This is a genomic window from Methanopyrus sp. KOL6, assembly GCF_002201915.1.
Taxonomy (GTDB): domain Archaea; phylum JAADCQ01; class Methanopyri; order Methanopyrales; family Methanopyraceae; genus Methanopyrus.
On record NZ_CP019470.1, the window covers coordinates 507,338 to 532,844 of the forward strand.

37 protein-coding genes and 2 tRNA genes are annotated in these 25,507 nt (G+C 57.5%); 9 read left to right on the plus strand and 30 right to left on the minus strand.

The window, feature by feature from the left end:
- The first annotated feature begins 23 nt into the window (after positions 1 to 23).
- Positions 24 to 467 (plus strand): hypothetical protein, encoded by a 444-nt coding sequence (locus BW919_RS02800; RefSeq protein WP_088335547.1) that lies wholly within the window; start codon positions 24 to 26, stop codon positions 465 to 467.
- Here the strand turns inward: BW919_RS02800 and BW919_RS02805 are convergent.
- From BW919_RS02805 to BW919_RS02885, 17 genes are read right to left on the minus strand one after another with little or no spacing between them, the layout of a single operon-like run.
- Positions 448 to 696 (minus strand): DUF3194 domain-containing protein, encoded by a 249-nt coding sequence (locus tag BW919_RS02805; protein ID WP_088335548.1) that lies wholly within the window; start codon positions 694 to 696, stop codon positions 448 to 450. The two genes, BW919_RS02800 and BW919_RS02805, sit on opposite strands and share 20 nt — an antisense overlap.
- Positions 693 to 1,055: a prefoldin subunit beta gene (locus BW919_RS02810; protein ID WP_088335549.1), complete on the minus strand. Its 363-nt coding sequence runs from the start codon at positions 1,053 to 1,055 to the stop codon at positions 693 to 695. Before BW919_RS02810 ends, BW919_RS02805 begins: the two co-directional genes overlap by 4 nt.
- Positions 1,056 to 1,307: a KEOPS complex subunit Pcc1 gene (locus BW919_RS02815; protein WP_088335550.1), complete on the minus strand. Its 252-nt coding sequence runs from the start codon at positions 1,305 to 1,307 to the stop codon at positions 1,056 to 1,058.
- Between the two features lie 15 nt (positions 1,308 to 1,322).
- Positions 1,323 to 1,901, minus strand: a complete 579-nt coding sequence (locus BW919_RS02820) for a ribosomal biogenesis protein (protein WP_157665928.1) — start codon at positions 1,899 to 1,901, stop codon at positions 1,323 to 1,325.
- Positions 1,898 to 2,053 carry a DNA-directed RNA polymerase subunit P gene (locus BW919_RS02825; protein ID WP_088335552.1) on the minus strand — a complete coding sequence of 52 codons (156 nt, stop codon included), beginning with the start codon at positions 2,051 to 2,053 and terminating at the stop codon, positions 1,898 to 1,900. The genes BW919_RS02820 and BW919_RS02825 overlap by 4 nt, the downstream gene beginning before the upstream one ends.
- A 2-nt stretch (positions 2,054 to 2,055) precedes the next feature.
- Entirely contained in the window at positions 2,056 to 2,325 is a 270-nt protein-coding gene (locus tag BW919_RS02830) for a 50S ribosomal protein L37ae (protein WP_011018749.1), read from the minus strand.
- A 55-nt stretch (positions 2,326 to 2,380) separates the two neighbouring features.
- Positions 2,381 to 3,184 carry an exosome complex protein Rrp42 gene (gene rrp42, locus BW919_RS02835; protein WP_088335553.1) on the minus strand — a complete coding sequence of 268 codons (804 nt, stop codon included), beginning with the start codon at positions 3,182 to 3,184 and terminating at the stop codon, positions 2,381 to 2,383.
- Between the two features lies 1 nt (position 3,185).
- Entirely contained in the window at positions 3,186 to 3,905 is a 720-nt protein-coding gene (gene rrp41 / locus BW919_RS02840; protein ID WP_088335554.1) for an exosome complex exonuclease Rrp41, read from the minus strand.
- 8 nt (positions 3,906 to 3,913) lie between these two features.
- Positions 3,914 to 4,633 (minus strand): exosome complex RNA-binding protein Rrp4, encoded by a 720-nt coding sequence (gene rrp4 / locus BW919_RS02845; protein WP_157665930.1) that lies wholly within the window; start codon positions 4,631 to 4,633, stop codon positions 3,914 to 3,916.
- Between the two features lie 7 nt (positions 4,634 to 4,640).
- Positions 4,641 to 5,708, minus strand: coding sequence for a M42 family metallopeptidase (locus tag BW919_RS02850; protein ID WP_088335556.1), 1,068 nt, complete (start codon positions 5,706 to 5,708; stop codon positions 4,641 to 4,643).
- Entirely contained in the window at positions 5,709 to 6,431 is a 723-nt protein-coding gene (locus BW919_RS02855; protein ID WP_088335557.1) for a ribosome assembly factor SBDS, read from the minus strand.
- 2 nt (positions 6,432 to 6,433) lie between these two features.
- Positions 6,434 to 7,168 (minus strand): archaeal proteasome endopeptidase complex subunit alpha, encoded by a 735-nt coding sequence (psmA, locus tag BW919_RS02860; protein WP_088335558.1) that lies wholly within the window; start codon positions 7,166 to 7,168, stop codon positions 6,434 to 6,436.
- A gap of 5 nt (positions 7,169 to 7,173) precedes the next feature.
- Positions 7,174 to 7,659, minus strand: a complete 486-nt coding sequence (locus tag BW919_RS02865) for an Rpp14/Pop5 family protein (RefSeq protein WP_088335559.1) — start codon at positions 7,657 to 7,659, stop codon at positions 7,174 to 7,176.
- Positions 7,660 to 7,664: 5 nt separating this feature from the next.
- Positions 7,665 to 8,399 carry an RNase P subunit p30 family protein gene (locus tag BW919_RS02870; protein ID WP_088335560.1) on the minus strand — a complete coding sequence of 245 codons (735 nt, stop codon included), beginning with the start codon at positions 8,397 to 8,399 and terminating at the stop codon, positions 7,665 to 7,667.
- A complete protein-coding gene (locus BW919_RS02875) occupies positions 8,396 to 8,857 on the minus strand; it encodes an RNA-binding domain-containing protein (protein ID WP_088335561.1) in 462 nt (153 codons plus the stop codon). Before BW919_RS02875 ends, BW919_RS02870 begins: the two co-directional genes overlap by 4 nt.
- Positions 8,858 to 8,887: 30 nt before the next feature.
- Positions 8,888 to 9,472, minus strand: coding sequence for a 50S ribosomal protein L15e (locus tag BW919_RS02880; RefSeq protein ID WP_088335562.1), 585 nt, complete (start codon positions 9,470 to 9,472; stop codon positions 8,888 to 8,890).
- A gap of 55 nt (positions 9,473 to 9,527) precedes the next feature.
- A complete protein-coding gene (locus tag BW919_RS02885) occupies positions 9,528 to 10,286 on the minus strand; it encodes a 3'-5' exoribonuclease YhaM family protein (protein WP_088335563.1) in 759 nt (252 codons plus the stop codon).
- A 63-nt stretch (positions 10,287 to 10,349) separates the two neighbouring features.
- Here BW919_RS02885 and BW919_RS02890 point away from each other — a divergent pair, with 63 nt between their 5' ends.
- The gene (locus tag BW919_RS02890; protein ID WP_088335564.1) at positions 10,350 to 11,849 is read left to right on the plus strand and encodes a 2-isopropylmalate synthase; all 1,500 of its coding nucleotides are present in this window, start codon (positions 10,350 to 10,352) and stop codon (positions 11,847 to 11,849) included.
- Here BW919_RS02890 and BW919_RS02895 read toward each other — a convergent pair.
- Both BW919_RS02895 and comE read right to left on the minus strand, forming a co-directional pair.
- The gene (locus tag BW919_RS02895; protein ID WP_088335565.1) at positions 11,846 to 12,871 is read right to left on the minus strand and encodes an Ldh family oxidoreductase; all 1,026 of its coding nucleotides are present in this window, start codon (positions 12,869 to 12,871) and stop codon (positions 11,846 to 11,848) included. The genes BW919_RS02890 and BW919_RS02895 overlap by 4 nt on opposite strands.
- 3 nt (positions 12,872 to 12,874) lie before the next feature.
- The gene (comE, locus tag BW919_RS02900) at positions 12,875 to 13,435 is read right to left on the minus strand and encodes a sulfopyruvate decarboxylase subunit beta (RefSeq protein ID WP_157665931.1); all 561 of its coding nucleotides are present in this window, start codon (positions 13,433 to 13,435) and stop codon (positions 12,875 to 12,877) included.
- Between the two features lie 73 nt (positions 13,436 to 13,508).
- Here comE and comA point away from each other — a divergent pair, with 73 nt between their 5' ends.
- Both comA and comD read left to right on the plus strand, forming a co-directional pair.
- Entirely contained in the window at positions 13,509 to 14,279 is a 771-nt protein-coding gene (gene comA / locus BW919_RS02905; protein ID WP_088335567.1) for a phosphosulfolactate synthase, read from the plus strand.
- Positions 14,280 to 14,282: 3 nt separating this feature from the next.
- Complete coding sequence (gene comD, locus BW919_RS02910) at positions 14,283 to 14,786, plus strand: sulfopyruvate decarboxylase subunit alpha (protein WP_088335568.1); 504 nt, start codon at positions 14,283 to 14,285, stop codon at positions 14,784 to 14,786.
- Here comD and BW919_RS02915 read toward each other — a convergent pair.
- The 7 genes from BW919_RS02915 to BW919_RS02945 all read right to left on the minus strand — a co-directional run bounded on the left by BW919_RS02915 (position 14,771) and on the right by BW919_RS02945 (position 18,743).
- Complete coding sequence (locus tag BW919_RS02915; RefSeq protein ID WP_088335569.1) at positions 14,771 to 15,745, minus strand: FkbM family methyltransferase; 975 nt, start codon at positions 15,743 to 15,745, stop codon at positions 14,771 to 14,773. The genes comD and BW919_RS02915 overlap by 16 nt on opposite strands.
- 13 nt (positions 15,746 to 15,758) lie before the next feature.
- Positions 15,759 to 16,259: a hypothetical protein gene (locus BW919_RS02920; RefSeq protein WP_088335570.1), complete on the minus strand. Its 501-nt coding sequence runs from the start codon at positions 16,257 to 16,259 to the stop codon at positions 15,759 to 15,761.
- On the minus strand, positions 16,243 to 16,449 hold the full coding sequence (locus BW919_RS02925) for a S4 domain-containing protein (RefSeq protein ID WP_157665933.1): 207 nt from the start codon (positions 16,447 to 16,449) through the stop codon (positions 16,243 to 16,245). The genes BW919_RS02920 and BW919_RS02925 overlap by 17 nt, the downstream gene beginning before the upstream one ends.
- The gene (locus tag BW919_RS02930; RefSeq protein ID WP_088335572.1) at positions 16,440 to 16,925 is read right to left on the minus strand and encodes an RNA-binding domain-containing protein; all 486 of its coding nucleotides are present in this window, start codon (positions 16,923 to 16,925) and stop codon (positions 16,440 to 16,442) included. Before BW919_RS02930 ends, BW919_RS02925 begins: the two co-directional genes overlap by 10 nt.
- A complete protein-coding gene (locus tag BW919_RS02935; protein WP_088335573.1) occupies positions 16,882 to 17,472 on the minus strand; it encodes an AAA family ATPase in 591 nt (196 codons plus the stop codon). Before BW919_RS02935 ends, BW919_RS02930 begins: the two co-directional genes overlap by 44 nt.
- 53 nt (positions 17,473 to 17,525) lie before the next feature.
- Positions 17,526 to 18,581, minus strand: coding sequence for a DUF763 domain-containing protein (locus BW919_RS02940; protein WP_088335574.1), 1,056 nt, complete (start codon positions 18,579 to 18,581; stop codon positions 17,526 to 17,528).
- 48 nt (positions 18,582 to 18,629) lie between these two features.
- A tRNA-Met gene (locus tag BW919_RS02945) sits at positions 18,630 to 18,743 on the minus strand.
- A gap of 56 nt (positions 18,744 to 18,799) precedes the next feature.
- Between BW919_RS02945 and BW919_RS02950 the strand changes: the two genes are divergently transcribed.
- On the plus strand, positions 18,800 to 19,801 hold the full coding sequence (locus tag BW919_RS02950) for a THUMP domain-containing protein (RefSeq protein WP_088335575.1): 1,002 nt from the start codon (positions 18,800 to 18,802) through the stop codon (positions 19,799 to 19,801).
- Between the two features lie 92 nt (positions 19,802 to 19,893).
- Entirely contained in the window at positions 19,894 to 20,712 is an 819-nt protein-coding gene (gene trpA, locus BW919_RS02955; protein WP_088335576.1) for a tryptophan synthase subunit alpha, read from the plus strand.
- On the opposite strand, the gene BW919_RS02960 is transcribed toward trpA, so the two are convergent.
- Positions 20,698 to 21,072 carry a hypothetical protein gene (locus tag BW919_RS02960; RefSeq protein ID WP_088335577.1) on the minus strand — a complete coding sequence of 125 codons (375 nt, stop codon included), beginning with the start codon at positions 21,070 to 21,072 and terminating at the stop codon, positions 20,698 to 20,700. The two genes, trpA and BW919_RS02960, sit on opposite strands and share 15 nt — an antisense overlap.
- 2 nt (positions 21,073 to 21,074) lie before the next feature.
- Positions 21,075 to 21,392 (minus strand): hypothetical protein, encoded by a 318-nt coding sequence (locus BW919_RS02965; protein ID WP_088335578.1) that lies wholly within the window; start codon positions 21,390 to 21,392, stop codon positions 21,075 to 21,077.
- Positions 21,393 to 21,588: 196 nt separating this feature from the next.
- Between BW919_RS02965 and BW919_RS02970 the strand changes: the two genes are divergently transcribed.
- A tRNA-Ile gene (locus BW919_RS02970) sits at positions 21,589 to 21,663 on the plus strand.
- 47 nt (positions 21,664 to 21,710) lie between these two features.
- On the opposite strand, the gene BW919_RS02975 is transcribed toward BW919_RS02970, so the two are convergent.
- Positions 21,711 to 22,670 carry a sodium:calcium antiporter gene (locus tag BW919_RS02975; protein ID WP_168168717.1) on the minus strand — a complete coding sequence of 320 codons (960 nt, stop codon included), beginning with the start codon at positions 22,668 to 22,670 and terminating at the stop codon, positions 21,711 to 21,713.
- 14 nt (positions 22,671 to 22,684) lie between these two features.
- Between BW919_RS02975 and BW919_RS07840 the strand changes: the two genes are divergently transcribed.
- Together BW919_RS07840 and BW919_RS02980 are read left to right on the plus strand one after the other, a co-directional pair.
- Positions 22,685 to 23,014: a hypothetical protein gene (locus BW919_RS07840; RefSeq protein WP_157665935.1), complete on the plus strand. Its 330-nt coding sequence runs from the start codon at positions 22,685 to 22,687 to the stop codon at positions 23,012 to 23,014.
- On the plus strand, positions 22,965 to 23,462 hold the full coding sequence (locus BW919_RS02980; RefSeq protein WP_157665937.1) for a molybdenum cofactor guanylyltransferase: 498 nt from the start codon (positions 22,965 to 22,967) through the stop codon (positions 23,460 to 23,462). Before BW919_RS07840 ends, BW919_RS02980 begins: the two co-directional genes overlap by 50 nt.
- Here BW919_RS02980 and BW919_RS02985 read toward each other — a convergent pair.
- On the minus strand, positions 23,452 to 25,428 hold the full coding sequence (locus BW919_RS02985; protein WP_232452933.1) for a DUF460 domain-containing protein: 1,977 nt from the start codon (positions 25,426 to 25,428) through the stop codon (positions 23,452 to 23,454). The two genes, BW919_RS02980 and BW919_RS02985, sit on opposite strands and share 11 nt — an antisense overlap.
- Positions 25,429 to 25,507: the final 79 nt, after the last annotated feature.

Below are 25,507 nucleotides of genomic sequence, written 5' to 3' on the forward strand. Positions count from 1 at the left end.
CACTCTAAGGGGGTGAGCGCACTTTGAGAATCCTCGTACTGGTATTACTACTATCGCTCCCTCTCACTCCAGCACTCGCGGAACCCACACCCTCCGCTGGGTATTCTAGTACTTCACCAGAGCAACCCGCTCAGGAGGAAGTGAAAACCGAAGGGCAAATGGTCGAGACTAGCAACGTACCTCCCAGCGAAGCTGTACATCCATCAACCCCAAAACGAGAAAATGAAGTCACAACCACGACCCCAGCATCTGGTGGTCCTGAGACCCCCGAGATAACAAAGTCGGAGAAGACGGATGAGAGGAAGGAGAACCGCGTGGTCAACCTCCGTGAACCGAACCCTGTGGAGAAAAAGAATAACGCGAACGTTACTATGCTCATGGGCATCCTGGCCGCATCGGCGTTAGGCGCGTACAGTATCGCGAAGAGGAAGAGGAAAGAAGCACTCGTCAAGGTTCCCGCAGCATGATCCTGTCGGCCTCCTTAATGGCGGCTTCCGCCGCGCGTTCAGCTGCCTCTTTAATTTCCTCATCGGAGAGTTCGCTCAGCGGGTGTACCTCAACTTTAACGTCTACGTCCACGGACTTGCCGTCCACCGTCACCGTTACGTCAACGTCCTCCAAGTCACGCTTTGGAATCCTGCGATAGAGCTCCTGGAGGGCTACTTCGTGAATGCGTTCGATGTCTTCGAGCTTCAGGCCGCTCCGGCCCCGCCACCTCCCTCAGCCTGCTGAAGGGCTTTCTGGAGTCTCTTCTGGAGGTTCTCGATCTGCTGCTGGAGACGTTTTTCCTGCTTCTCAAGTGTTTTTACTCTTAGCTCCAGTGTTTCCTTTCTGTCCTCGAGCTCTTCCTTCACCTCATCACGGTCAGCTTCTATTAGCAAGCCACCAACAGTTTTGTATATCTTGGTACCTTCTTCGATTTCGTCGAGTTCCTTAAGGGCCCTTTCGATCTCCCTAAGCTGCAGCTCCAGCTGCTGCTTTTGCGCGACGATAGAACTCAACTGCTGCTGAAGCTGCTGGAGCTGAGCTACCTGCTGCTCCATATTCTGAGCCATTTACACGTCCCCCAGAACCGTCGTGATGACCCGCTCTGAGAGTGCGAGGAGACGGAACACTCCTGAGACTGATGCTCGGAGTGCCGACACATCTTCCGCTCGGATCTCTATTTGTATGTTGTTACCGAGGCGGTCGATGTCCACCCGTGATCGCCGTGCCGGCATGAGTTTAACGTCCGGTAACACCGATTCGTGGATTACTCTGGCGACTCGTTCCGATTCGAGCTCGGCGTTACATCGAAGCGTGTGCATGGTTCCACCCTCGTGTTATAATTTCATCCTCTCGTTCTTGGTGCGAAAATCCCGATAGAACAGGGACGGGCCGACCTTGTCGGTGCGACGGTAAAAGGTTAGGGTTCCTAAGTGACGGGGATGGCCTTCGACTACCAACAGCACGTCGGCTAGGGCCTCCTCGAGTACGTCCTCCAAGGAACCCACTCGGGGTACGAATTCTACTCCGAGAACTTCGGACAGCGACTCCGCGACCTTCATGTGACCGGAAACTGGACGTTTCGACGTCGTGATCACCATATTGCCAGGAAGATCAACTCTATTCCCGAAGAGCTCACGCTGTAGCTTGACACCACCTAGCCAGAACGATAGTCGTAACCTGGGTGGAATCTCCCCTAGGTCTATCACATGGAGTTGGGCGGGGTTACCTTTGGCTTCCGTCACGTAGAAAAGGACCTCAGCGCCGGATTCTAATGCCTCCAGTACAGTGTCCCGGAGGTTCTTCGTACCCCTCAGGATGTAAGTAGCATCGGGTAGTGCGCACTCCAGGTCACGACACAGCGAGCGCGTGCGGCGAGCGGGGCGCTGTGAGGTGGTGATGGCAGCCTGTCTCAACGAGCTGTGTACCTCCTGGGCACGGGGTGCCGGGGTTTCATTACCAGTCTGAAGCCACAGTGGGTGCAGCGAATGGGATCTTCGTTGATGTCCAACCTGACCTTCTTACCACACCTCATGCAGATGTACTCGTACTTCTCTTCCTCGTACATGGTCACTTCTCCTCCAACGCCTTCCGAATAGCGCGCCTGACGATCCTCTGGGCTTCAGTCTCGGGATAGTAGGCTCCTCCTGTAAACTCCGCGCCGCACTTAGTGCACCTCCAAATACCGGTACCAACCCTCTTCACGGCCCGCTTGTGACATACGGGACACTCGTGTTTCTGTCGCTGGACCGATTCGATCTCCGCGACACGACGTCGGATCCGCATTCCGTACCTGGGTCCGAAACGTCCCGCTGGACCGACCTTCTTCGTGCGACCCACCGTTCCGCACCCCCGCGCGCAGGCCCTTTGACCGATATAAGGTTTGGGGAGTTGATTACAGTTGAGCCTTGACGGTACGTCGGACTTCTTCCGCCTTCTTCGTGGCTAAGTCAATGGCGTCCTCCAGTAGATGTTCAGGAAGATCCCCAAACTCCCCCTTCTGAACCGCGCAGACTTCTCCACTTTCAGTGACGGTTACCGTTAGCCTGGTGTCCATGATGATCTCTTCCTCGAGACAGGGGTCGACGAGCAAGTACTCACCAACTCTAGCGATAGTAACGGAGATGGGAAAGTCGTTGATAGCGAGCGGTTCGGTGTTTTCCTCTATAACTTTAACCTCGTCGTCCATGACTTTAGCTTTCGGTACCTCGGTGATGGAGAGTGCGGAAACCGAACCGATCATGGAGGCGTCGAACAAGTTCCCGTCGTGGTCCAGTATGTGGATGTCTACGAAAGTCACCCAGCAGTGCTCACCTTCCTTTATACAGAGCTCCTCAAGATCTATCATCTCGGACTCACGGATTCCCCTATCCACGACACGAGAGAGCTCGATCGCGTTTTCATCTGGAGGACCTGGTTCGAAAGATGGATCGGCGAGCGGAACGAGTTCCGCGTTGACCGCCAAGGCACCTTCGTTAGGTGAATCGGGGTAAGGGCGACCCACTTCCAGCTTCACACCGACGACCAGCTGGGTGTTCCCGAGGCGGACCAAGGCCGACCCGTTCGCTTTGGAGATGACTCCAGCACGCACCTCGATAGGACGAAACTCTTCGAAATCACGCCCGTCGATCCTTTCTCCGGCCTTTATAGCGGCAAGTACCTCATGACGTTTGATACGGGACAGCAGGTCTAGATCCACGTCAGTCTCCCCCGTATTTCTCCTTCAACGCCCTGCGCTGCTCTTTGTACACTATCTTGCACCCTTTCTTGGCCAGCTTCACCGCCTGTTTGAACTCTTCAGGTGTCATATCACCGTCCATTTGGAGCAGCGTGATCTTGCCCTCTTTCGGCATCATGGCGAGCGGGACGTCAGCTTCCCCGTATCCGTCTTCGTAGTACATGGGATCCAGCACTACTTTCCCTTCGACTTTCCCGGCCGCACACGCCGCCACCAGATCGCGCATCTCGATCCCAGCATCCGCTAAGGCGACTGAAGCCGCACTGATACCGGCACACCGTGTCCCCGCGTCTGCCTGAAGGACCTCGACGAAGATGTCGATGGCCGTTCGCGGATAGTATTCGGTGAAGATTGCCGGCTCCAGGGCCTCCTTAGACAGCTTGGAGATCTCGATAGATCGTCTGTCCGGACCAGGCTGCTTCCTTTCGTCCACAGAAAACGGGGCCATGTTGTACCGGAACCTGACGACAGCACGGTCAGGTTTCTGCTTATGCCTGGGATGGAGCTCTCGGGGCCCGTATACCGCGGCTACTATCTTGTTGGCACCTAACTCCAAGTAAGCCGAGCCATCAGCCCGCTTCAGTACTCCGGCTTGAATCTTCAGCGGACGCATCTCATCGGGCTTGCGACCGTCCAGCCTCAGGCCGTCCTCCGAGATCAACCGCTCTGGCCTCTCTTCCATTTTACAGATCACCACCGTGAGAGTCGTTTTAGATTCGCTTTCAACCAGTCGGTAAGACCACGGAGATGCGATCGACGCTCGATCTCGCGGATAGCTCGTACGGCGAGGAGCTCTCGTTCTTTCTTCGGTTCCTCCCGAGCACGCACGTATATCCGCCCATTGGCACCCACGATGATGTCACAGCCGAGAACGCGCTTGATCACCCTGATCATGGAACCTTTACGTCCGATAACCCTGGGGACCTTCACGGGATCTATCTCTACGACCCGACCACCCTGAAGTCGGCCGAGCCTCGTCGGAGCATCGTCTTCTAGTAGAGACAGTTCCACGCGTTGTACCGGGTCCACCTCTCGAACGACAGCCGTTATGACATCTCCCGGACGGTAGTACCTGGAAAGGTCGGTTTCAATGAGATCGACTTTTTCATCAAGAGCGTTCGATACGTGAAGTATCGCAGGAAGAGGCGCACGAACGTCGATGAGCCAGCTTGAGAACTTCACCTCCTCCACGATCCCAACGACGAGATCGCCCGGAGAGGGCCTGTATGGGCCGGCCAGCGGTATCACTCTGATCCTACGGCCGTCGATGTCGACGAGCCCGGTGACTTTAGAGTAGACTTCGTCCCCTCTGGTGTACGTCCCCTCGCTCGCGATCACCTGTCCTCTAGCCAACAACTCACCGGGAGTAACGACCTGACGGTCCTCGACGTACAGCTCGAACTCGGGCACGCTCGCATCACCTCGGTACGTAATCCGGGAACCTTTGCACGACCTCGGTTACGAGCTCGAGGGCGTGTTTCGCATCCTCGAGATCCAGCACCTCCGCCGGTGAGTGTAGGTACCTGGTCGGGATTCCCACCACACCCGTCGGGACGCCACCTCTGGTCAGGTGAATAGCCGTCGCGTCGGTGGTGCCTCCCTCGCCCACTTCGAGCTGGTATGGGACGTCCAGCTCTTCCGCGGTATCTATCAGTAGCTTTCTCACCTTAGGGTGAGTGATTAGACCTCGACCACTCGCGTCGACTACCGTGATCGCCGGTCCCTTCCCAAGCTTTAGCTCCGTCCTCTTCAATCCCGGCACGTCACCAGCTACGGCGGTGTCCAGAACTACAGCACCATCTGGATAGACCTCAAAGGCGGACGTTTTGGCCCCCTTCAGACCCACCTCCTCCTGAACTGTCCCCACCAGGTAAAACGTGGGGTGATCTCCGTCGAGGTCGGAGAGACGCTCGGCCAGAGCGAGAAGGACGGCGACGCCAATCTTATCGTCGAGACCTCGACCGTTTACTCTCGACCCTACCAGTTCCACGAACTCTCCGGCTAGGACACCGACATCACCAACGCTCACGAGTTCTTCAGCCTCCTCACGGTCTGAGGCGCCGATATCTATGAACAAGTCCTTGTGCTCGGGTACCTTCCGCCGCTCCTTCGGCTCCTGGATGTGCGGAGGCTTAGTTCCGACTACCCCCGGCACCTTCTCGCCCTCGGAGTTCACGATGATCACGCGTGAGCCCGGTAGGATCCTGTCATCGATACCGCCGAGCTTCGCGAACCGTATGAACCCGTTCTTGTCGATGGATTTGACGATGAAACCTACTTCGTCCATGTGGGCGGCTACCATTACCTCGTACTCGGAACCTTCGATAGTGCCGACCACGTTCCCCAGGGTATCCACATGGACGTCGTCACAGTATTTCTCCAGCGTATCCTCCACGTACTCGCGGACCTCGTCCTCCCAGCCCGGCGGAGCCACACGGCCGATAAGCTCGCGTAGGTGTTCCGCGAGGGTTTCGACGGTTCCCATTCAGGGACCCTCCACACTCTCCCTTTCCAGTATCTTGCTCTCGAAATCTCCCTTAGTGATCTCGTTAAGCTTCTCGAAGAACTCGTCCTGCAACCCAGCCGGTAATCGTACTACGGCTACCCAAGCACCGTCGTACTGCCACTCCTCCCGCTCGATATCACCGAACTCGCGCACGATACCCATAGCCTGTCCGGTGTACTTCGCGGGGATACGGATGGCCACTTTCACTTCCTCGAACTTCATCGGCAGGACCGGACGCAACTGCTTGATGACGTCCTTTACCTGCTCCTCAGCACCCTTCATAGGATCGATGTGAACACCGGTCTCCTCCATGGCACGTTCGATTCGCTCAGGAGGATGCGGGGCCCCCGTTCTGGGATCCACCGCGCGGCGGGCGATTATGTGGACGATTTTCCGTTTAACTTCTTCCTGCATTTTCCTTCGTTGTTCCGCGGTTAGCTGTATTTCTCCCTCCTTGATCACGATTTCCGCGACCTTAATGGGGTCGGAAGTGCCGAAAAGTTCCTCCATCGCTTGCTCTGAGGCCCTCTCACCTTTCCTTGCATCGCGAAAGACTTGTTCCACGGCCAATATCTCCTCGACGTCCACGTCTTCACCTTCCCGGAGTTTACGGGCCCCTTCGGGATCGACGAGCACCTCGAATCGTTCGCCTCCCTTCTCCAGACGCGCTACAACGGCGTCTTCCAGACTGACTCTGGCCATTGTTACTCACCCTCGTCTTTCTCCGAACCGACTGCACGTTCAAACATTTCCTCGATTTTCTCCCGCTCAAGCTTCCGGAATCCTTGTTCGTCGACAACGGCGATCTCGAGGTTGTCGGCGGTGGTCTCCTCCCGTGAGGCTTCGTACAGCGCCCGCACCGCGAGCTTGACGGCCTCTCGGAGGGTCATGTCCTCCCGGTATTCCTCCTCGAACACGTCAAGCGCTTCCTGGCGACCTTCACCGATCGCCGTGGCTTTGTGCTCCGTCAGAGCACCGCTGGGATCGGTCTCGAACAGGCGACATCCCTTCCTATCTACACCGGCGATCAAAAGCGCGGTTCCGAAGGGTCGAACTCCTCCGTGCTGCGTGTACACCTGCTTGAGGTCGCAGATAGCCTTCACGAGCACGTCTACATCGATCGGCTCACCGTAAGTGTACCGATACGTCTGTGCCTCGATCCTGGCACGCTCGACTAACACGCGAGCGTCCGCGACGAGTCCCGCCGTAGCTGCTCCGATGTGAGTGTCGATCTGGTAGACTTTCTCTATGGACTCGGGCTCGATCAGCTTGGAGGCGACACGCTTATCGACCCCAAGGACGACGCCTTCTTCCACTTTAATCCCTAAAGCCGTAGTACCGCGCTTGACGGCCTCGCGCGCGTACTCAACCTGGAACAGTCGGCCGTCCGGGCTGAAGACGGTGATAGCCCGGTCATACGCCGTCTGAGCAGGTTGCACGGCCACTACCCCCGATTCTCTTCAGGCAGTGGACGTTCGAAGCTGGCGAACGCAACTACACGACCATCCTCCACGACGTCGATTTCACCGTTCTCGTACAACACGAACTCGCGGTTCCCCACCCGCTCACGGTCACATTTCGGGACTCGAGAGAGGTACCGTTCCGCCCCTTTAATCGTTCCGGAGGTACCGAGAACCTCGATGAAAACACGACCGAGCTCCGGATCCCGACGGTATAATGATAATGCCGCGCGTGCCTCCTCCTCTTGACCCCGTCGCACCCTCAGGATGCCCGCGTTAAGATCACGGTAACTACGCACTAACCATGGTCCGATCCGGCCGGTTCCCGTAGGCCCCAACGCCGAAAGTAGAGCTCGAACGATGAGGTCCTTCATCCCCTCGAAATCCAGCACTTCGACGCGCTCCGACCATACCTTAAACGTTACATAACGCCATCTGGGGCGGAGTGCGGAGGACAGACGCACACGCATGTGTTTCACCCCAGTGAGGCGACGCCGGGCACCGTGAAAACATGCTTACACGCCGTGTTCCACCGGAGGATTTCCCTGGGAGCCTCGACAAACATCTCCTTCACCTCGATATCTTCAAACCCCAGAAGTTTCAAGACATCCTCCACCTGCTTCGGCCTGATCAATTCCAGTGGATCACGTGCACCCAGCGTCACGACAGTCGGAAACCGTTTCCTGCGGCGCAAGCGTAAGAGGTCACGAATTCGAGAGACCTGCCACGCGAGTCGCTCGCCCTCCCGTCGGAGCAGTCTCGATAGATCGATCTCCACGTAGGTCCACTTCTCCCGTGCTAGCTCGATCTCATACTTGCCTAAACCAGCGTGGGGGTTACCGCGCTCTGGATGTGATAGTAGATCCACCCTAGTATCGGAAACGGCAGTTCGATTGATTTTAGGATCGCCGCCGCCGACGGCGAGCAAGTACACGAGGGGTCGTGTTCGGCGGATCGCTCTACGGAGAGTCTCCGCGGACTCCGCCTCTAGTTTGCAGCCAGGTAGGACGAGCACGCTCTCAACGTGTTCACGGATGTCCCGGATCTCCTCGATGAGCCACCTCAAATCGTCAATATTCAGATGTTCCGCTTCCAGTTCCAGACAGAGGACGGCGATCTCGTAGTCCAAACGCTCGACGGCCAGAGCCATCCTCAGGGGATCTACCTCGTCGACGTGAACTCGAAGGGCGAAGTTCTCGGAAACCCTCAATCGTCGGAGAAGATACCGAGCCGCTCTAGCGTCTTTATGCCCCCCTCGCGGCTCGCAGGGTAGCTCTCCAGGTTGACTTTCACCCTGACCACATCGTCTGCGTCCGATATCCGCAGCTCCCCCTTGTAGGCGCTCTGCTTGTCGAAGCGCAGGTAGAGATTGCCCTTGTCATCTACTCGCCGCTCTATGTCACTCCACACGCGCCTCCGCTCCTCCGCTGGTATGTTCTCACGCCAGTGTTCCAGGACTCGCTCGATGTACCTCGGCCTGTCGATCTTGACTTGAAATATGGTGATCGGGTTCCCGTGGTGTCCCTCCGCGTAGAACGTCTCGGGCTCGACGTCTTCCTCCTCGAGAACACCACCTAATACGTTCGCCAACGCCTCGAGAACTTTCACCTCATCCTCAGTAGCGTGAGCGATCACGCGGGCTGAGATACTGTTGACGGGGAGAGTCAAGGTACGACCCCGATGAGGGCGCGGCGGAGATCACTTACCGCGCCTCCTGTGGGCTCGGAGGCTCGGCCTGACTTTCTCGGCACCCTTACCGCGCTTCCGCAGTCCTCGAGCCTTCTTGCCCGCTCCGGTCTTACCACGGAACACGCGTCCTTTCTGGGACTTCTGACAGATCCAGTTAATGCGGTGGTCACTCTTGATCTGCGGGTGATACGGGTCCACCATGATCACCTCATAGTACTTGTACTGACCATCCTCACCGACCCAGTAGGAGTTGAGCACTTCCAGATTCGGGTACTTACGCTGGGCGCGCTCCTCGGCTATCCACTGCTTGCTCTTGCCCGGCGAGAACTTATTCTTACCCATACGCTTGGGGCGACGACCCTTCCTCGGTCTCGACTTGCGACGACCTCCCTTGGGTACGCGTACGCGAACTACCACGTAGCCGGGCTTAGCGCGGTACCCTAGACGACGTGCTCGCTCGATTCTCGTCGGACGCTTAATACGCTGGACCGACGGTCCCTTACGCCACTTCGGGAGACGCTCCTTCAGCAGCTCTCCAACGTAAGAGTCATTTGGTCGCTTCCACGCCTCCCGCTGGTACTTGTACATCGACACGGCATCCACCCCCTCGCGGCCGGCCCACGCCGACTTAAGAGTTTACCGTGAAGGATCATCCACGGGTTGACGCATATGAGGATGGACCCTCCTCGATCTCCTCGAGGATCTCGGCCACCAGCTGTCTGACGGCGTCTCGCCCCTCTCGAACCCTGGTGAGGAAGATCTCGGAGGGCCCGACGCGCCTTAGGACCTCTTCGACGAGCTCGTCGGTAGGCTCCATGCCGAGCTCCCTCAGCCGAGCCCTGACCACGTTACGGGCGGCTTTGATCACTTCGGTGGCGAACTCGGCATCGGACCGGTCCGCCAGGTGCACGATGAGAGCTTCCGGTGTGTTCGGAGGTATCGGAGATCCGCGGCCGTGATGTGCGGCCACCGCGTGGATGAGTTCCACCGGTGCACCTCGAGCGTACAACTCCGCCGCGATCAGTGTGAGGTGGTCCAATCGACGTCCGAAGTCGGAGATCTTATACCGTTCCTCGCGCTGCTCGTAGGATGTTGCCTTGCCCAAGTCGTGAAGTATCGCGGCCGCGATCACGAGGTCACGGTCCACCTCCACCCCGTAAATTTCCTCGAACACCTCAGCCATCGCGAGGGCGAGTTTAGTCGTCGCTACTGTGTGTTCGAGCAACCCCCCTGGGTAAGAGTGATGTTGTCTGCGGCTGGCCGGAACCTCCTCAACGGGCTCGGGATCGGGTACTTCCTCGTGGGCGAACCCTTCTTCCAAAACCTTCATAACGAGTTCTCGCAGTCCCTCATCTTCGATACTTTCGACGAGCTCCTTCAACTTCAGTTTCAACTCCTCGGTTCTCAAGCTCGTTTCCCCTCGGGGGCTCGAAAATGGTCGAGGGGACTTCCTTTCTGCTGGGAGCGTAAGTTGCCCGACCGGGTACGGATCTTCGACACAACGCTGAGAGACGGAGAGCAGACGCCGGGCGTCAGTCTCACGGTGGAGGAGAAGGTCGAGATCGCGATGAAGTTGGACGAGTTCGGCGTGGATACCATCGAAGCGGGCTTCCCCGTAGCCAGCGAGGGTGAGTTCGAGGCAGTGAAGATGATAGCAAGTGAGGAACTGGAGGCAGAGATATGCGGGTTAGCTAGGTGCGTGAAGGGTGATATAGACGCGGCGATCGACGCAGACGTAGACTGCGTACACGTGTTCATAGCAACGTCGGACATCCACCTCAAATACAAGTTGGAGATGTCCCGGGAAGAGGCTTTGGAGCGTGCCGTAGAGGGCGTGGAGTACGCCAGTGACCACGGGGTCACAGTGGAGTTCTCTGCGGAGGACGCCACACGGACGGACTGGGACTACCTGCTCGAGGTCTATAAAGCTACCGTGGAGGCCGGAGCGGATCGTGTCAACGTCCCGGACACTGTTGGCGTCATGACCCCTCCAGAGATGTATCGACTGACGGCGGAAGTAGTCGACGCCGTGAACGTGCCAGTCAGCGTTCACTGCCACAACGACTTCGGCATGGCCGTGGCCAACTCATTGGCCGCCGTCGAAGCTGGGGCCGAACAGGTTCATGTGACCGTGAACGGGATCGGCGAGCGCGCCGGTAACGCATCATTGGAACAGGTCGTAATGGCCCTCAAAGCGTTGTACGATATCGAGTTGGGCGTGAGGACCGAGATGCTCGTCGAGCTCTCACGGCTCGTGGAGCGACTGACTGGCGTCGTAGTGCCTCCGAACACCCCGATAGTCGGCGAGAACGCCTTCGCCCACGAGTCGGGGATTCACTCCCACGGTGTGATCAAGAAGGCGGAGACGTACGAACCCATACGGCCTGAGGACGTCGGTCATAAACGGCGTATAGTACTAGGTAAGCACGCGGGTCGGCACGCGATCAAGAAGAAGCTCGAGGAGATGAGGATCGAGGTCACGGAGGAACAACTCGACGAGATAGTTCGGCGCGTCAAGGAGCTCGGGGATAAGGGCAAACGCGTCACCGAAGACGATCTCGAAGCCATAGCCCGGGACGTCGTCGGCGAGGTGCCCGAGTCAGAGGCGGCGGTCAAGCTGGAAGAGATCGCCGTGATGACTGGGAACAAGTTCACGCCGACAGCGTCGGTACGTGTGTACTTAGACGGTGAGGAGCATGAAGCGGCGTCGACCGGTGTTGGCCCAGTTGACGCGGCGATACGGGCACTGCGCAAGGCGATCGAGGAGCTCGGTATAGACGTGGAGCTGAAAGAGTATCGCCTAGAGGCTATCACCGGGGGCACCGACGCTCTCGCCGAGGTTACGGTGAGGTTGGAGGACGAGAACGGGAACGTCGCCACTGCTCGAGGTGCCGCAGAGGACATCGTGATGGCCAGCGTGAAGGCGTTCGTTCGGGGCGTGAATCGGCTGGCATGTCGACGCGGGGACTAACGCGTCGGATCCTCTAACCCTAACTTTTCCGCCACTTCTCGGACGGCACGTACCGATCCTTCCGGAAGCTCGATACCCTCCCGAAGTGCGCGTTCTCGGCGTCGGAACTCCAGCTCTCCCGGGAGTAGAACATCGTCTCCGGCGGATTTAACTTGCGATACCAACTTTTCAAGTCGGTCGTAGTACTCATGTTCGTCGACTAAGGCCGACAGGTCGAGCGCTACGAACACGTCACCTTTGTTGCACGGAACCGTAGGATCCGTAGTCCCCTGAACGTCTTTTCCAGCGGCAGCCCCAACGACGGGACCAGTTAACACCTCGAGTGCCAAGCACAGGGCGTACCCCTTGTGCCCTCCGAACGGTAGTAGTGCCCCTGCAAGGGCCTCCTCGGGATCCGTGGTAGGCTCTCCGTCAGGCCCTACGGCCCAGTCCTGAGGTATCTCCCTACCCTCTCGCAATGCCTGAAGGATCTTCCCCCTCGCGACTACGCTCGTGGCCATATCGACGATGATAGGTGGACCGTCCCTACGGGGGAACGCGATGGACACCGGATTGGTTCCCAGCACAGGTTGGGAGCCGCCGTAAGGGGCGACCGCAGGTTCCGTTCCACAGGCTGTGAATCCGATGAATCCCCGTTCAGCGACCAGCGTCGTGTAGTACCCGGCGATCCCGTAGTGAGACGCGTTACGGACAGCCACCACGCCTGATCCGTGCTTCCGAGCGAGTTCGACAGCTTCCAGTGTTGCCCTGTATCCGACGACGTGTCCCAGCGAATGATAAGCATCATAGAGTACGACAGAGGACTTCCTGGAGATTTCCTCCATCCTCAACTCGGGGCGGATTGCGCCTTTCTCGATTCCTTCAATGTAACCAGGCAACCTCAGAACGCCGTGAGAGTGAAATCCGCGAAGGTCTCCCTCTACGATGACTTCGGCGGCTGTCCGAGCGTCTTTACGCGGTACACCGACGGAGTGGAGAGCTTCACTGACGAAGTCCATCAAATCCTCAGGCGGTATTTTCAATGATCATCCCTCCCGCAGCGCTCGAACGAACCGCACTTTGATTTCCTCCGGATTCAAATCTATCAAGGGGACGTCGGCGTTTCCAGGGTCGACCTCCAGCCTTACCATACGAGGACCTTCAGTCGCGAGCGCGTCTTCTAAGGCTACTTCAGCGGACTCTGGCTCGGAAGCCTCGAAGTACGTCAACCCATGGGCCTCAGCCACCTTCTCCCAATCGATGCGATCGGACGGCGTAGGCTGGTCTCCTGTAGTGGCGTACGTAGAGTTGTCGATGAGTACGAGGGTGTAGTTACGCGGTCTCTCTTGGGCGATCGTAGGGAGAATCCCCATATTCATCATAATACCGCCGTCTCCTTCAATCGCCAGTACTTCCCGATCGGTACAGAGAGCCAGTCCGAGACCGACTGAGCAGGACTGACCCATCGCTCCCAACATGTAGAAGTTGAGGCGCCGATCGTTAACGTGGTAGAGCTCCCGGGCCGGGAAACCTAAGTGGACCGTAACTACGGCGTCGTACCGCTCGGCTACGTCGGCGACCACTCTTAAAGCTTCAATTCGCTTCATACTTGTCGGCCCCGCGCCACCCGGTCCAGAATACACTAAAGCCGTTCCCCCAGAATCGGCCGGGGGGCACTCGGTGAAGGCGTTCGAGAAGTCCGTGAAGATTCCAAAAGTGGACGGCGCGACGGTCATGCTGGACAAGGCATTGACACCCGAGTTCGTGGAATCGTTTCTGAAAACCGCCGGAGAGTACGTGACGGCCGTCAAGCTGGGATGGGGCACGGCACGGCTCATTGACAAGGAGATCGTCGCGCAAAAAGTCGAGATGTACGTGGATGCGGGGCTGGACGTGTTCCCTGGAGGCACCCTGGCCGAGATAGCGATTGCTCAGGGCAACTTCGGGGAGTATCTGAACGAGCTCGATGAGCTAGGATTCAACGCTATCGAGATCTCAGACGGTATGATTCCGATGTCCATCGAGAAGAAGTGCGAGCTCATCGAACTGGCGTGTGAGCACGGTTTCACCGTCTACGCAGAAGAAGGTAAGAAGAGGGACGAGGAGTACTCCATGCTTTCGCCATCTGACATCGTGGGGCGCATGAACAAGTGCATGGAAGCCGGCGCCGAATACGTGATCGTCGAAGCCAGAGAAAGCGGTAAACACGGTCCGATGGGAGCGGAGAAGAGAGAGCGAGTGCGCGTACTATCGGAGATCGTTAAGGGAGTCGGAATTCAGCGCGTGATGTTCGAGGCTCCGGAGAAGGAGCAGCAGTTCGAGTTGATCGTCAAGTTCGGTCCTGAGGTCAACATCGCGAACGTCCCGCCGGAAGAGGTGATACCGCTAGCCACACTGCGGGCGGGTCTCAGGGCGGAGACTATGGGCCGGGTCGCGCTGGACGGGGAATGACGATTGAACGTCGATGATGCCATCGTCGAGGCTCTGGAGGAAGCTGGAATCACCTTCGCCTGCTGGCTACCATGTTCACTATTGGACGGGATCATCAAGAGATTGGAAGAACACCCGGAGATCCGAACGGTCAGAGTATCCAGGGAGGAAGAAGGCGTAGGAATCTGCGCGGGAGCCGCCCTCGCGGGCGAGAAACCCGCACTGATAATGCAGAACTCGGGCCTAGGTAACTCCGTCAACGCTCTTTGCTCACTCACCTTAACCTACCGACTCCCACTGTTGATGTTGATGAGTCACCGTGGCTACTTGTTCGAAGACATCCCAGCGCAGGTGGGGATGGGGAAAGCAGCGCCCAAGATCTTGGAAGACATCAACCTACACACTTTCACGATCGAGCGGCCGGAAGACCTGGACGTGATACCGGGAGCCTGGAAGCTTGCTGAGACTGCGGGCGAACCCGTCGGTGTATTCCTAAGTCCGAGATTGTGGCGTCAGATAGGCCGATAGAAGACGTGGAAGCAGTCCCAACTCTTTTCCACAATCACATCATACAGTTGTTCGAACGACGTCTCGTACAGTTCCACATCAAGTCCGCGCCACCGGACCACTTTGCCGACGAGCGGCCGGTACCCGCCCTCTCGGTCGTGGAGCGATGCGTGTGGGTATCCGAAAGCCGCGGCGATCTCGAAACCATAGTCCAGAAGCGTTTCAATGAGGTCGAGAGTAACATCGAGCCCCAGCAGATGTATGTGATGTTCGATGAACAGCTTCGGCGGATCGTCCGATTCCAGTAGCTCAACCATACCTCGAATTACCTCAAACTCGGCTCCTTCAACATCCATACGTACATAAGTGGGCCTCTCGCCGAGTTTCTCAGACAGCTCATCAAGTGTTATTGACTCAACCTCTATATAATCATTGTTATCGACGTTGACGATACGGTGCCAATTAGATCTATTTTCCAGAATCATGCGAACCCTACCACACTTATCAGATACTGCATACTCGAGAGCTTTAACCCTATCTTCCAAATCGTTAAGGGCTATATTCTCCTGAAGTAATTCTAAGTTTTCTCTGACGGGTTCAATAGCATACACTCGAGATTGCTCAGAAGCTAACGCTGTAAGAATAGCATAATAACCAATATTTGCACCTACGTCAAAAGCTATTTCTCTGTCATTAAGAAAGTCAGTAACAAGGTATCTAGACGCCTTCGGTTCTCGAATATTGTGGAGTCGGAGTTCCCGTGATACACCAGAATCATTTGTATGAACACGGAGGAGGAAGGAAACACCTTCTACCTGCACGCGCACGACGTCACGGTTATGTTTTAATTTGTCCATTATAGCGTCCACTATTTCAGTGAGTACCACGCATCCTGAATACAGTAGTCTAGGCCAAAGTCGACGCGGTCGATTCCCCATTCCGGGGTAGAGACCAAGAGCAGTCTGGAGACGCTTCCACAACGTGAAAGTTCCCCTAGGGAGCTAGCTCTGAAAACATGTAGTAATTCACATCGTAGTCGTTGTCTACTATAGCTACTACTAGATCAAACTCCGTACTTTCAACTAGTTTCAACCACTTCAAAACATCTTGAGCTGTGAACTTGTCAAATTCCTCCTGCAGTACTTTGACTGCTATCCTTTCGTCTTCACTGCGGAACGCCCGGAATTCGGTCCCGAATTTGCGGCCTGGTTTAGGCTTCCATCCACGTCGTCTGAGATCAGCATATACTGCGTAACGTACGGGGAATCTCGGATCCTTCTCCATAAACTTAGCCATCAGCTCCTCCGAACTAATCCGTGCGTTTCCACTGCGGACTTCGAGCCTACCGATCTCACATAAGAATAGCGCTTCTTCAGGCCACAGCTGCAGGCCGCGACGTGACGGTTTCCCGTACATAGAGGAGTACAATCTGTTCGCATCTCGGTCATCCCGAACGATCACCTTCGATCCGACTAACTCACCTCTCGCCACCATTGTCTCCCACCCGCACGGTAACACCGTCAACTTCGATTTCGTCTCCAGGGAATACCAGCCACCAAGGCCTCCTGACAGGCTTGCCGTTCACACGTACACGTCCCGACTTTACCAGCCGTTTGGCCTCACGTCGGCTTTCGGCGAGACTGACGTCCCTAATGAACGCGTCCAACCTGCGTCCTACCGCCACTCGAGCTCTTCCTCCCGCACCCTCGGCCTCTTTACCTCGTAAATCGGCTTCCCGTCGATCGTCTCGGGTGCCAGCCAGTCGATCACCTTCTCGACGTCCTCGGGTCGCTCGGGGAAAACTTCCACCACTATGGGACCCATCGGGGATTCCCCTCCTTCGGCGAAGCTCACGCTCCCAGCGAACGCTACCTGTTTGTTCAGGTGGAACAGGATCGATCCTTCAGCGGTGACTCCTTCTCGCAGCACCCTCCGGGCCGCGTCTAGGATCTGCTGCTCCCTGAGCAGCTCGTAAATGCGACCCAGACTCAAGCGTGCCTGGGGACCCTCGCACACGAACTCTAGTCTCTTTAAGTCACCCATTTCCTCCTCACGTTCCTCAAACATCTCAAGATCGAACAGATTTCCCACGGCTTTTCGGACTTTCTCCTCGTCTTCAGTCGGGTATACGTAAGTAGTCAAAATTACCCGGGAGATCATCCGGATCACCCCTTAAGATCGCCTTTATTACCATCCGGCACTTCTCCCGGAACTCCGGCAGGCTAACGCTCTCGTTCACTATCATCACGTCGGCTCGAGAGATCACGTCACCGATCCCGAACCCTAACTCTCGCTCGTCCCGCTCTTCGAACTCTCGCTTGGTGTTCGGATCGTCCTCACGGCCTCGTCCACGCAATCTTTCGAACCTAGTCTGAGGGGACGCGTGGATAGCCACGACTATCACCGACCGCTCACCGAACCTGTTCCGGAAATACTCGAGCTCCTCCGGGTTCCTGATTCCGTCGATTACTACAATTCCAGCCCGCCTCAGTTCGCGTTCGACGTCTTCCACCACTAACCGGGCAACTGCGTCCATTCCTCGCTCCTCACGGAGTCGCTTCGCCATCTCTCCTACGTCCATCCCCCGACGCTCGGCTTCGCGACGGACTGCGTCACCCATCACCACGACGGGGATACCTTCTTCACGGGCGACCTTGACGAACTCACCTTTGCCAGCCCCCGGCATCCCGACTACGCAGATGAGCATTCGGAGATCACCCCCTGAACGTTCTCTGAAACAGAACGATCTGTACGGGTATTTTAAGACTCGGTCACACGGTCCAGGAAGCGGCGGAGCCGGGGAGACCTAATCCGCTCCAGCAGCTCGGCTGCAAGTCTCATGAGCTCTCGATGCACCGGGTAAGGATCCCCGGACTTGCAGCCGAAAGCTGCCGTGTACTCGGCAGGATCGCGACGGTCGGGCCCTTCTCCATACACTACTTCGGCGATCAACGCCAGGGCACGGACTAGACCCCGTCCGACGCCGCGCACGGCCAGGAACTCCTTGAAATCGGTTGGATTGACCTCATACAGGCGCAGCAGAGCGTCTCGATCGAGACGCCTTGGCACCCATCCGTCGGGCACTTCGACGCCACCCTCTATACCCAGGTATTCATCGAGCGGTCCTGAGACGCTGTTCCTGACAGCCCTCCACTCTCGCAACACGCGGTCCGGACCATCCCCAACTAGATCGAGTACGATCTCCCGACACTTATCGGCTCGATCCCCCTGAAGCGACAGGACTTTCCTCGCCTCATCCGCCACCACCGGATGTCCCTCCACAAACTCCGAGACTTCGCTGTCGAGCCAGTGGTAACGTCGCGCGGTCTTCCGATCGACGTCCATTCCCTGCTGGATCACCACCCACCTACCGTTTTCGTCGAACACGATAACGTGGTGGTAGAGGTCGTGACCATCTTGGAGACACACGGAGTCCGACCGTGCCGTTAGACGGCTAGCCGTCACCAATGGCCGGGGATCCAAATCCATCCGATCGGCGAGCTCCCGCACGCGCTCCGGGGTTTCAAGGGCCAGTCGTCCTTTCCCACCAGCGACGGCGATCCCGTGTTCTTCGGGATCCAACGCCTCACGGAGCGCCGCCGTGACGACTGTAGTACTACCGGACGTATCCCGCTCATACCCTAGCAGACACGCCAGAGATTGGAACCATCTCGGATCTGCGAGCCTCTCTAGAGCCCCGTCAGCACCGTGCTCCTCCACCAGAAGTCTGAATAACGCCCTGGATAGTTTCACCATCTCGGGAAAATGACGGGGTGGAGGACACTTCACGAGACGCAGCTCCGCTGCGCGGGGCATCGCCGCCGGTCCCCCAAAACGTTATGAATTTCGTAACGGTTCCTGACTTGGTGCCGGGGCCGGGATTTGAACCCGGGACCTCGGGGTATCCCAGGCCGGTTCACCTCTCGAGGTCATCGGGCCCTATGAGCCCCGCGCTCTACCAGGCTAAGCTGCCCCGGCTGCGCCCGCGGGAGACTCCCGTCTCGAATTAAAAAAGTTACGTGGGGCGGTCCCCTGTGGAGCTGCTCCTAACGCTCGTTCCGGACGTTCGACCGGATGAGACCGAGAGAATGGCACGGAAAATACAGGACAGGCTCAAATTACCCGCGGAGCCCGATCCTCTGAAACCGGTTCGCAGGCTTAGGATTAAGGGAGTAGAAGATCCCGACGTGGTCGTTAATAGGCTGAGAGAGAAATTCCCTGAGGTATCTCGGATCGTGATCGTGAAGCATAGAGGCCGATCCAACGATCTCGATAGGATCGCCGCACTGGCGGCTAAACTCGCGAAAAATGAAATATTGCCGCATCATACCTTCGCCGTCGACGCCAGGAGACTCGACAAGGATCTTCCCTACACGTCCCGTGATCTGGCCATCGAAGTCGGCGAAGCGGTGCGGCAGGCCACGGGTGCGTCCGTGGATCTCGACAGCCCGGACCGGTACGTGGACGTCCACGTGTCCCGACGTGGATACTTGATCGGAATCACTCCAGCAACACTGAGGGAGCCGCACCGGGGTTGGCTTCCGTCCGGCGCCTTTAAGCACATTCACGTGTGCTGTGAGCGACCGGAGACGGGGTACGAGATCGCCGACTTAATCCGGATAACCGCGGCACTGAAACTGGGAAGCCTGATATTGGTGGAGCCGAACCGGGACGCCGTTCGTGGGGCCGAGAAAAAGGTGGGGGCCTCTTCGCTTATCGACCTTCGAATCGAAAGGGACCTGAAAGAAGCGTTGGCAGGGTTCGACGTCGTAGTCGGTTTACATCCGACGGCGCCGAACGCCGAGCGGGAACTCCTACGGGCTGTGAAAGGAGCGGATCAGATCTGCCTCCTGACGGGATCCGAGACTAAAGGGCTCAGTCGAGAAGCGAAGGAACTCGCGGACGTGCTCGTACACCTAGGACCGACGACGGCCGAGCCTATGCGGACCGCCAACGCGGTAGCGTACGCTGTAGGTGTGATGGCCGCCAGAACGGTTGGCTTAGGGTCAGCCACCGCTCCCACTCTTCATCGGTGATATCCTCGTAGACCCGGTTGACACATCATCCCCGACCACACGGGAAAGCCGCTTTACGGACCACGGGCCGCAGGTCCGGGGAGTGTTCGATATTGGTCCTAGAAAGGATCTTCGAGGAGACTAAAAGCGAAGGACGTGGCGCGTTGATCGGGTACTTAACCTGTGGATACCCGGGACTCGAAGAAACCATCTCACTGGCTAGGGCGCTCCGTGATGGAGGTGTGGACATCTTGGAACTCGGGGTTCCGTTCTCCGAGCCCATCGCCGACGGTCCGACGATACAGAAGGCGGTAGACGAGGCGTTGCGGGCGGGCACTACACCATGGGATTGCTTGGAAGTCGCAAAGGAGGTGTCCGAGTTCGTTCCCGTCGTGCTCCTGTGTTACTATAACACGCTCCACGCCAACGGGTTGGAGCGGTATCTCTCGACGGCGGCGGAGGCCGGTGTCTCCGGAATCATAGTTGCGGACATGCCGGTCGAGGAATCCGACGAGGTCCATTCCGTCGCTCGAGATCTCGGAATCGACGTGATCTACCTAGTAGCCCCTTCAACGACTGATGAGCGACTGAAGAAGATAGGGGAGAGGGCCTCAGGGTTCGTGTACGTGATCTCCAGGTACGGCGTCACCGGAGCACGACGGGATCTTTCCGAAGGTACTCTGAAACTCGTTCGTTGGGTGCGTGACCACATCGACCTACCTGTAGCCGTGGGATTCGGGATTTCGGAGCGTTGGCACGTGGAGGAGGTAATAGCCGCTGGCGCTGACGGGGCGATCGTCGGATCGGCGTTCATCGAGGAAATACACAAGTCCGAGGACATAGCGGAAGCAGAGAAGCGGGTTAAAGAGCTAGCAAAAGAGTTAGTGGAGGGTGCCCGGGACGGGTACCGTCGAAGATCATCCTCTGAGTGATCTACCTGCAGCTTCTTTTAGCTTCGCAGCTAATCGTTTAGCCGCCCGGCTCAGTGCTCTCTCCGCCTCCTCCTCGAGTACTTCATCCGCGATCTCCAAGGCTCGCTCGACAACCTTCTGTGCCTTTTCCGGATCTGACAATTCGGACTTTTTGCGTCTCAGTTCGTCCTGCAACATCCTCTCCAGATGCGCGTAAGCGCGGTCGGATAGCGGAGGGACGAATCGTTCGTAGAACTCCGAACTTAATGTTTCTTTCACCGAGCTTCGATTAACCTCGAGCCTCTCCGCCAAGTATACCTCATGCCAGAGCCTGAGGATCCTCTCACGCGCCTTCTCCGAGGCGATGACACGACGGGTCACGCTCACTCCTCCCCTAACTTGAGGTGCTTCTCAAGCTCCTCCAGAACTTTGTGAACGCCGCGCTCGGCTACGTACCCTAACCTCCAGTCGACATCCTCAAGCGCCCGCTCCACGGTCTTACACACTGCCTCCACGATCCAGCGGTACTCGTCGACGTCGATCCCGGCGTCACGTAATCTCTTGTAGTACCGACTGCGGAAGTTGACGGCGAAACGCTCCAGCTCCCTCTTCACCTCGTTGGAAAGTTCGATGGGGTCCAGTTCTTCCCTAACACGATTTGAGAGATCTGAAATTACCTCCTCGGTGTGTCCAGCCGTCAACGGTCAACCCCCGCGATCCGAGGGATAGACGCAAAGAAAACGTAAAGGAATGACAAAAAATTTCCGACGGGTAGATAGGGGTCGGAAAGTCCGCCTACGGTCATCCCTCAGGGGTCCCACAAGGCTGAATTCGTCATCCCCACCTCCGCGCAAAGCTTTTTACGACTTCGCACTTTCATCACATGCGCGGGGAGTCGGGCCCGCAGCTCAGTCCGGTTAGAGCGCGGGGCTCATAACCCCGTGGTCCCGGGTTCAAATCCCGGCGGGCCCACCCTAGAAACGTTATGTAATTTGTAACCTTTCATTCGAGAGTACCCATTACGTGAAGACGAACGGGACGGGGTACAAGACGGCTACCATGGACATCACCTTCCAGTCCAGCTCGTTACTGCGGCCGTAAAAGTACAGCAGCGTCATCGCCGCGAGTGGTACGGTGATGGTTACCAATTCCCTAGAACCGAGGCGCCAGCTCGTGAACAGGAGTCCTACAGCGACTGGAAACGTCGCTTGGAATACTATCGCACCTGTCACATTACCCAGGGCCAGGTCGTCACGGCCTTTCAGATACCAGATCACGCTGTTCAGCTTCTCCGGGAGTTCCGTGGCAACCGGTGCGAGAAGACACGACACAGTGAACGGGTCGGCTCCGAGTCTCTCCGCTAGTCGTTCCACCGCATCCGCGAATCCGTGCGCCCCAACTACCAACAGAGCGACCGAACCGACGAGGAACACGGCGGCCAACAGACCCGCCAGTACTGGATGTGCCATTTCGAACTTGATGGAAGGCCGCTCAACCACGTCCCCGGCCCTCAGGAGCTGTCGTACGTAGGCTAGGTACAGCAGGAACAGCACGGCTGCGACGGTAAAATGGGCAGGTTTGAAATCCACAAGTGATACCGCGAGTACTAAGGAGTACGCCACCAGAAAATGTCGGACATCCAAGCTAAAGTGGGAGGTCTCTATTACGGGTCGCCGCCGGCGACCCATTAAGTACGCCGCGAGCACCGAAAGGCCTCCTATTCCCATAGCGACCGTCGACAACATCAGGGGAGCGCCTAAAATGGCGCCTATAGCTACCCCTTCCCGGTATCCCGAGACGATCGCTACGATAGGTACTAAGGTTTCGGGTAGAGCTGTGGCCACTGCGGCTATGAAGCTCCCGGTGAATCCAGATGGTAACTTGAACCGATAACCGATCCACTCGACGGTGTTCGTGAACAGCCAGGCACCCAGGAGCAAGGCCCCGAAGCTGGCCGCTATCTGCGCTATCAGCGTCAAGGGGGCCAATCCCCGTGTCCGGGACGATCAAACTGAGCCGGTGTGGTCTTCGGGCTCCCACGTGCGAGCCCGTCCGGAGATCTTACTTCGAACGACTTCGCAGGTACCGCGATTATCAGGTGAGGGAACTCTACGAGTCGGGTGTACGGATAAAGGTGTTGGCTCAAGTGTTCGACCTCTCCGATGGGAAAATCAAGGACATCCTCCTCTCGCCGCCACGGTGCGCGCGCTGCGGCAAACCGCTCCGCACGAACGTGCCGTTATGCTCCGAGTGCGAACGGGTGCTGGAGGAAGATGATAGGAGCCGTACTGATGGGAGGCAAAGGCCAGAGGCTCGGCGGTGACAAACCTTGGCTGACGGTGAACGGTCGGCCGATCGTAGAATGGGCGGCGAAAATGCTGCGTAAGATCGGTTGCGAGGAGGTCTACGCGGTTTCACCCCGTAGGGACGGGCGCTGGGATGGGCCATGGCTGCGAGACAGTAAAGGCTCAGGACCTATGGCGGGCGTGAGAGCGGTGTTCCGAGAGTTCCCGAACGAGATAGTGTGCGTGACATCATGCGACGTCGTATTCGACCCAAGGATGTTTCGAGAAGTCGCCGAACCCCCTTGTCACACCCGCGAGACCTTGTTCCCGTTCCTGGTACACGCGGAGGACGCACCGGAACACCGCACCGTTAGAGGGTTCCTGAAGAACATAGGATCCAAGGAATTGGAAGTACCGGCGACGGACCTGGATAAGTTAGAGGATTTACCTCGATATCGAGCACTACTCTCCCGGATCACCGGATGAACTTCCCTCTCCGCCTGCGTTGGTACTCTTCGATGCAACGCAATATGCGCTCTTTTTCCCGCTCCCGCTCGCGTTCTTCCCACCGCTTCCGAGCTCTCCTCACGGCCCTCCGAAGCTCGTCCGACTCCACGAGGGCCAGAGTACCTGCCCTCCTCACAGTTACGTCTTCACCCTCACGGAGTAGTGGCAAATCGAGGCGACGAAACTCCTCCAAAGCGTGTTCCGGTATCGACGCATCCTCAGGTACGATCACGGCCTCAGGACTCAGGTCGAAGAGCTCCCTGACGTTTGACTCACTCATGCCACTGGGATCTTCGACGTAAAGCACGAACACTGGTGGGGTCTCTAACTCCGAGAGTGCATCGTGCGACGCTTTCTCCACCTCGACGACCGGTATTCCCTTACCCGACCGAAGGATGGCATTGAGTCTCTCGGCCCGTCTCAACTCCCGTTCTAGGCGTTCCCGACGCGACTTTTCGCGGATCAGTTCACGTCTTAAGAGCTCGATCTCACGCTCCTTAGCCTCGAGCTTACGACCTATCTTTTCTTCGACGAGCTCCTCTATCCTATCACGCATCCGATCCAACTTCCTTTGAAGCTCTTCGTTTTCGCGCTTAAGACGCTCAACGAGGCGTTCTAAGTGCTCTATCTCATGCTCGTACTTCTCGACCTTTTTCTCGTATGCACGCAGTTCTTTCTTCAATGAGGCGATACGCTCACGGTATCGATGGATCTTCTCGCGCTCTTCCCTCCGTTCACGCTCCACTTGACTCTCTTCTTCCACTATCCGGAGAGCGTCCACAACCGGGAGTCCCTTGATCACGTAGCTGGCGGCCCGGAGTATGTCCCGACGTTTGATCTCTTCCGAAGCTTTGTGCTCGACCTTACGCAGAGCTGGCTTCACGATCGCGTGGTATGCCTTTACCGCTGCAGCAAGCGCGTCACGTTGGTGGGTGTCCCTGGGTCTGACGTTCTGGTCCTGCCGGGCGAGATGTCCTTTCACGAGTTCACGTTTCTCGTCCACCGAGAGTCGGCGATCCGGCACGTAAAGCCGTGCTCCCAGGGATCGGGCCAACCGTCGAACGGTCTGAGGGACGGGAGTAACATCGGTGGCGACTACCGCAGGTCTGCCCAGCGACTCGATCCGCTCGGTGAGCTCGCTGAAGGATAGCTCACGGGAACTCTCGAGGTGTACGACCTCGCCATCCGCGTTGAGAACTGCCAAAGCCGTAGTCGTCCCGGGGTCCACGCCGATGGTGAGAAGCTCACGGCGGTGGGAGGTATCCCGGAACGTGATTCGGTCGCGAAGTACGGGCTCGACGTCGATTTTGATCTCCCGCGCGTCGACCTTGTTCACGACAGGTTTCACGCGATCGTACCGATCATACACGGTGAACTCGGCGCTGGCGTATCCTCCCTCGGCCTTTCTGACCCGAAGATCGTACTCCATCCCCTCCGCTTCGAGGAGCCGTTGGAGCTCTCTCGTGGCTCTCTTCACCGCGGCGTGCAGGTTCCTAGCGTAACGTGACTGGCTGTACCCTCCCTGACCGGGTCTTCGCAGACGACCTATTCGGACTCTCGTCTCGTCCTCCAGCACGAACGCCTCCACACCAACCCCGAGTTCTGCCAGGCGCGCACACGTCAGCGCTTCCTCCTCTGGGTTCCTGGGATCGGGCGTCGGGAGACCGTGTTCACGCGCCAAGCGTTGGAGTGACCGTTGGTTGCCGGGCTTTCCTGTGACTTGAACTAACTTGAGCTCGGGATGCGACTTCACGAGTTCTAAGAGCTCAGAAGCTCCGTTCAGGAGTTCATAGACGTCATCCACGGCTACCACGTCCGGTTTCAGCGAGAGAATGAGATCGAAGAGTTCGCGCTTGGAGAGACGTCTCTTGAGGACTTCCTCACCATCCTCCAGTATCGCCACGGCATATTCCGGGGGTTTAGATCGGACGATGTCGATCCCCATTACGATCACGTCCGAAACCACCCGGCCGGAGACCTCTTAGTTTTATCAAACCGTAGGGCTCAATAATTTGCTGGGGCCG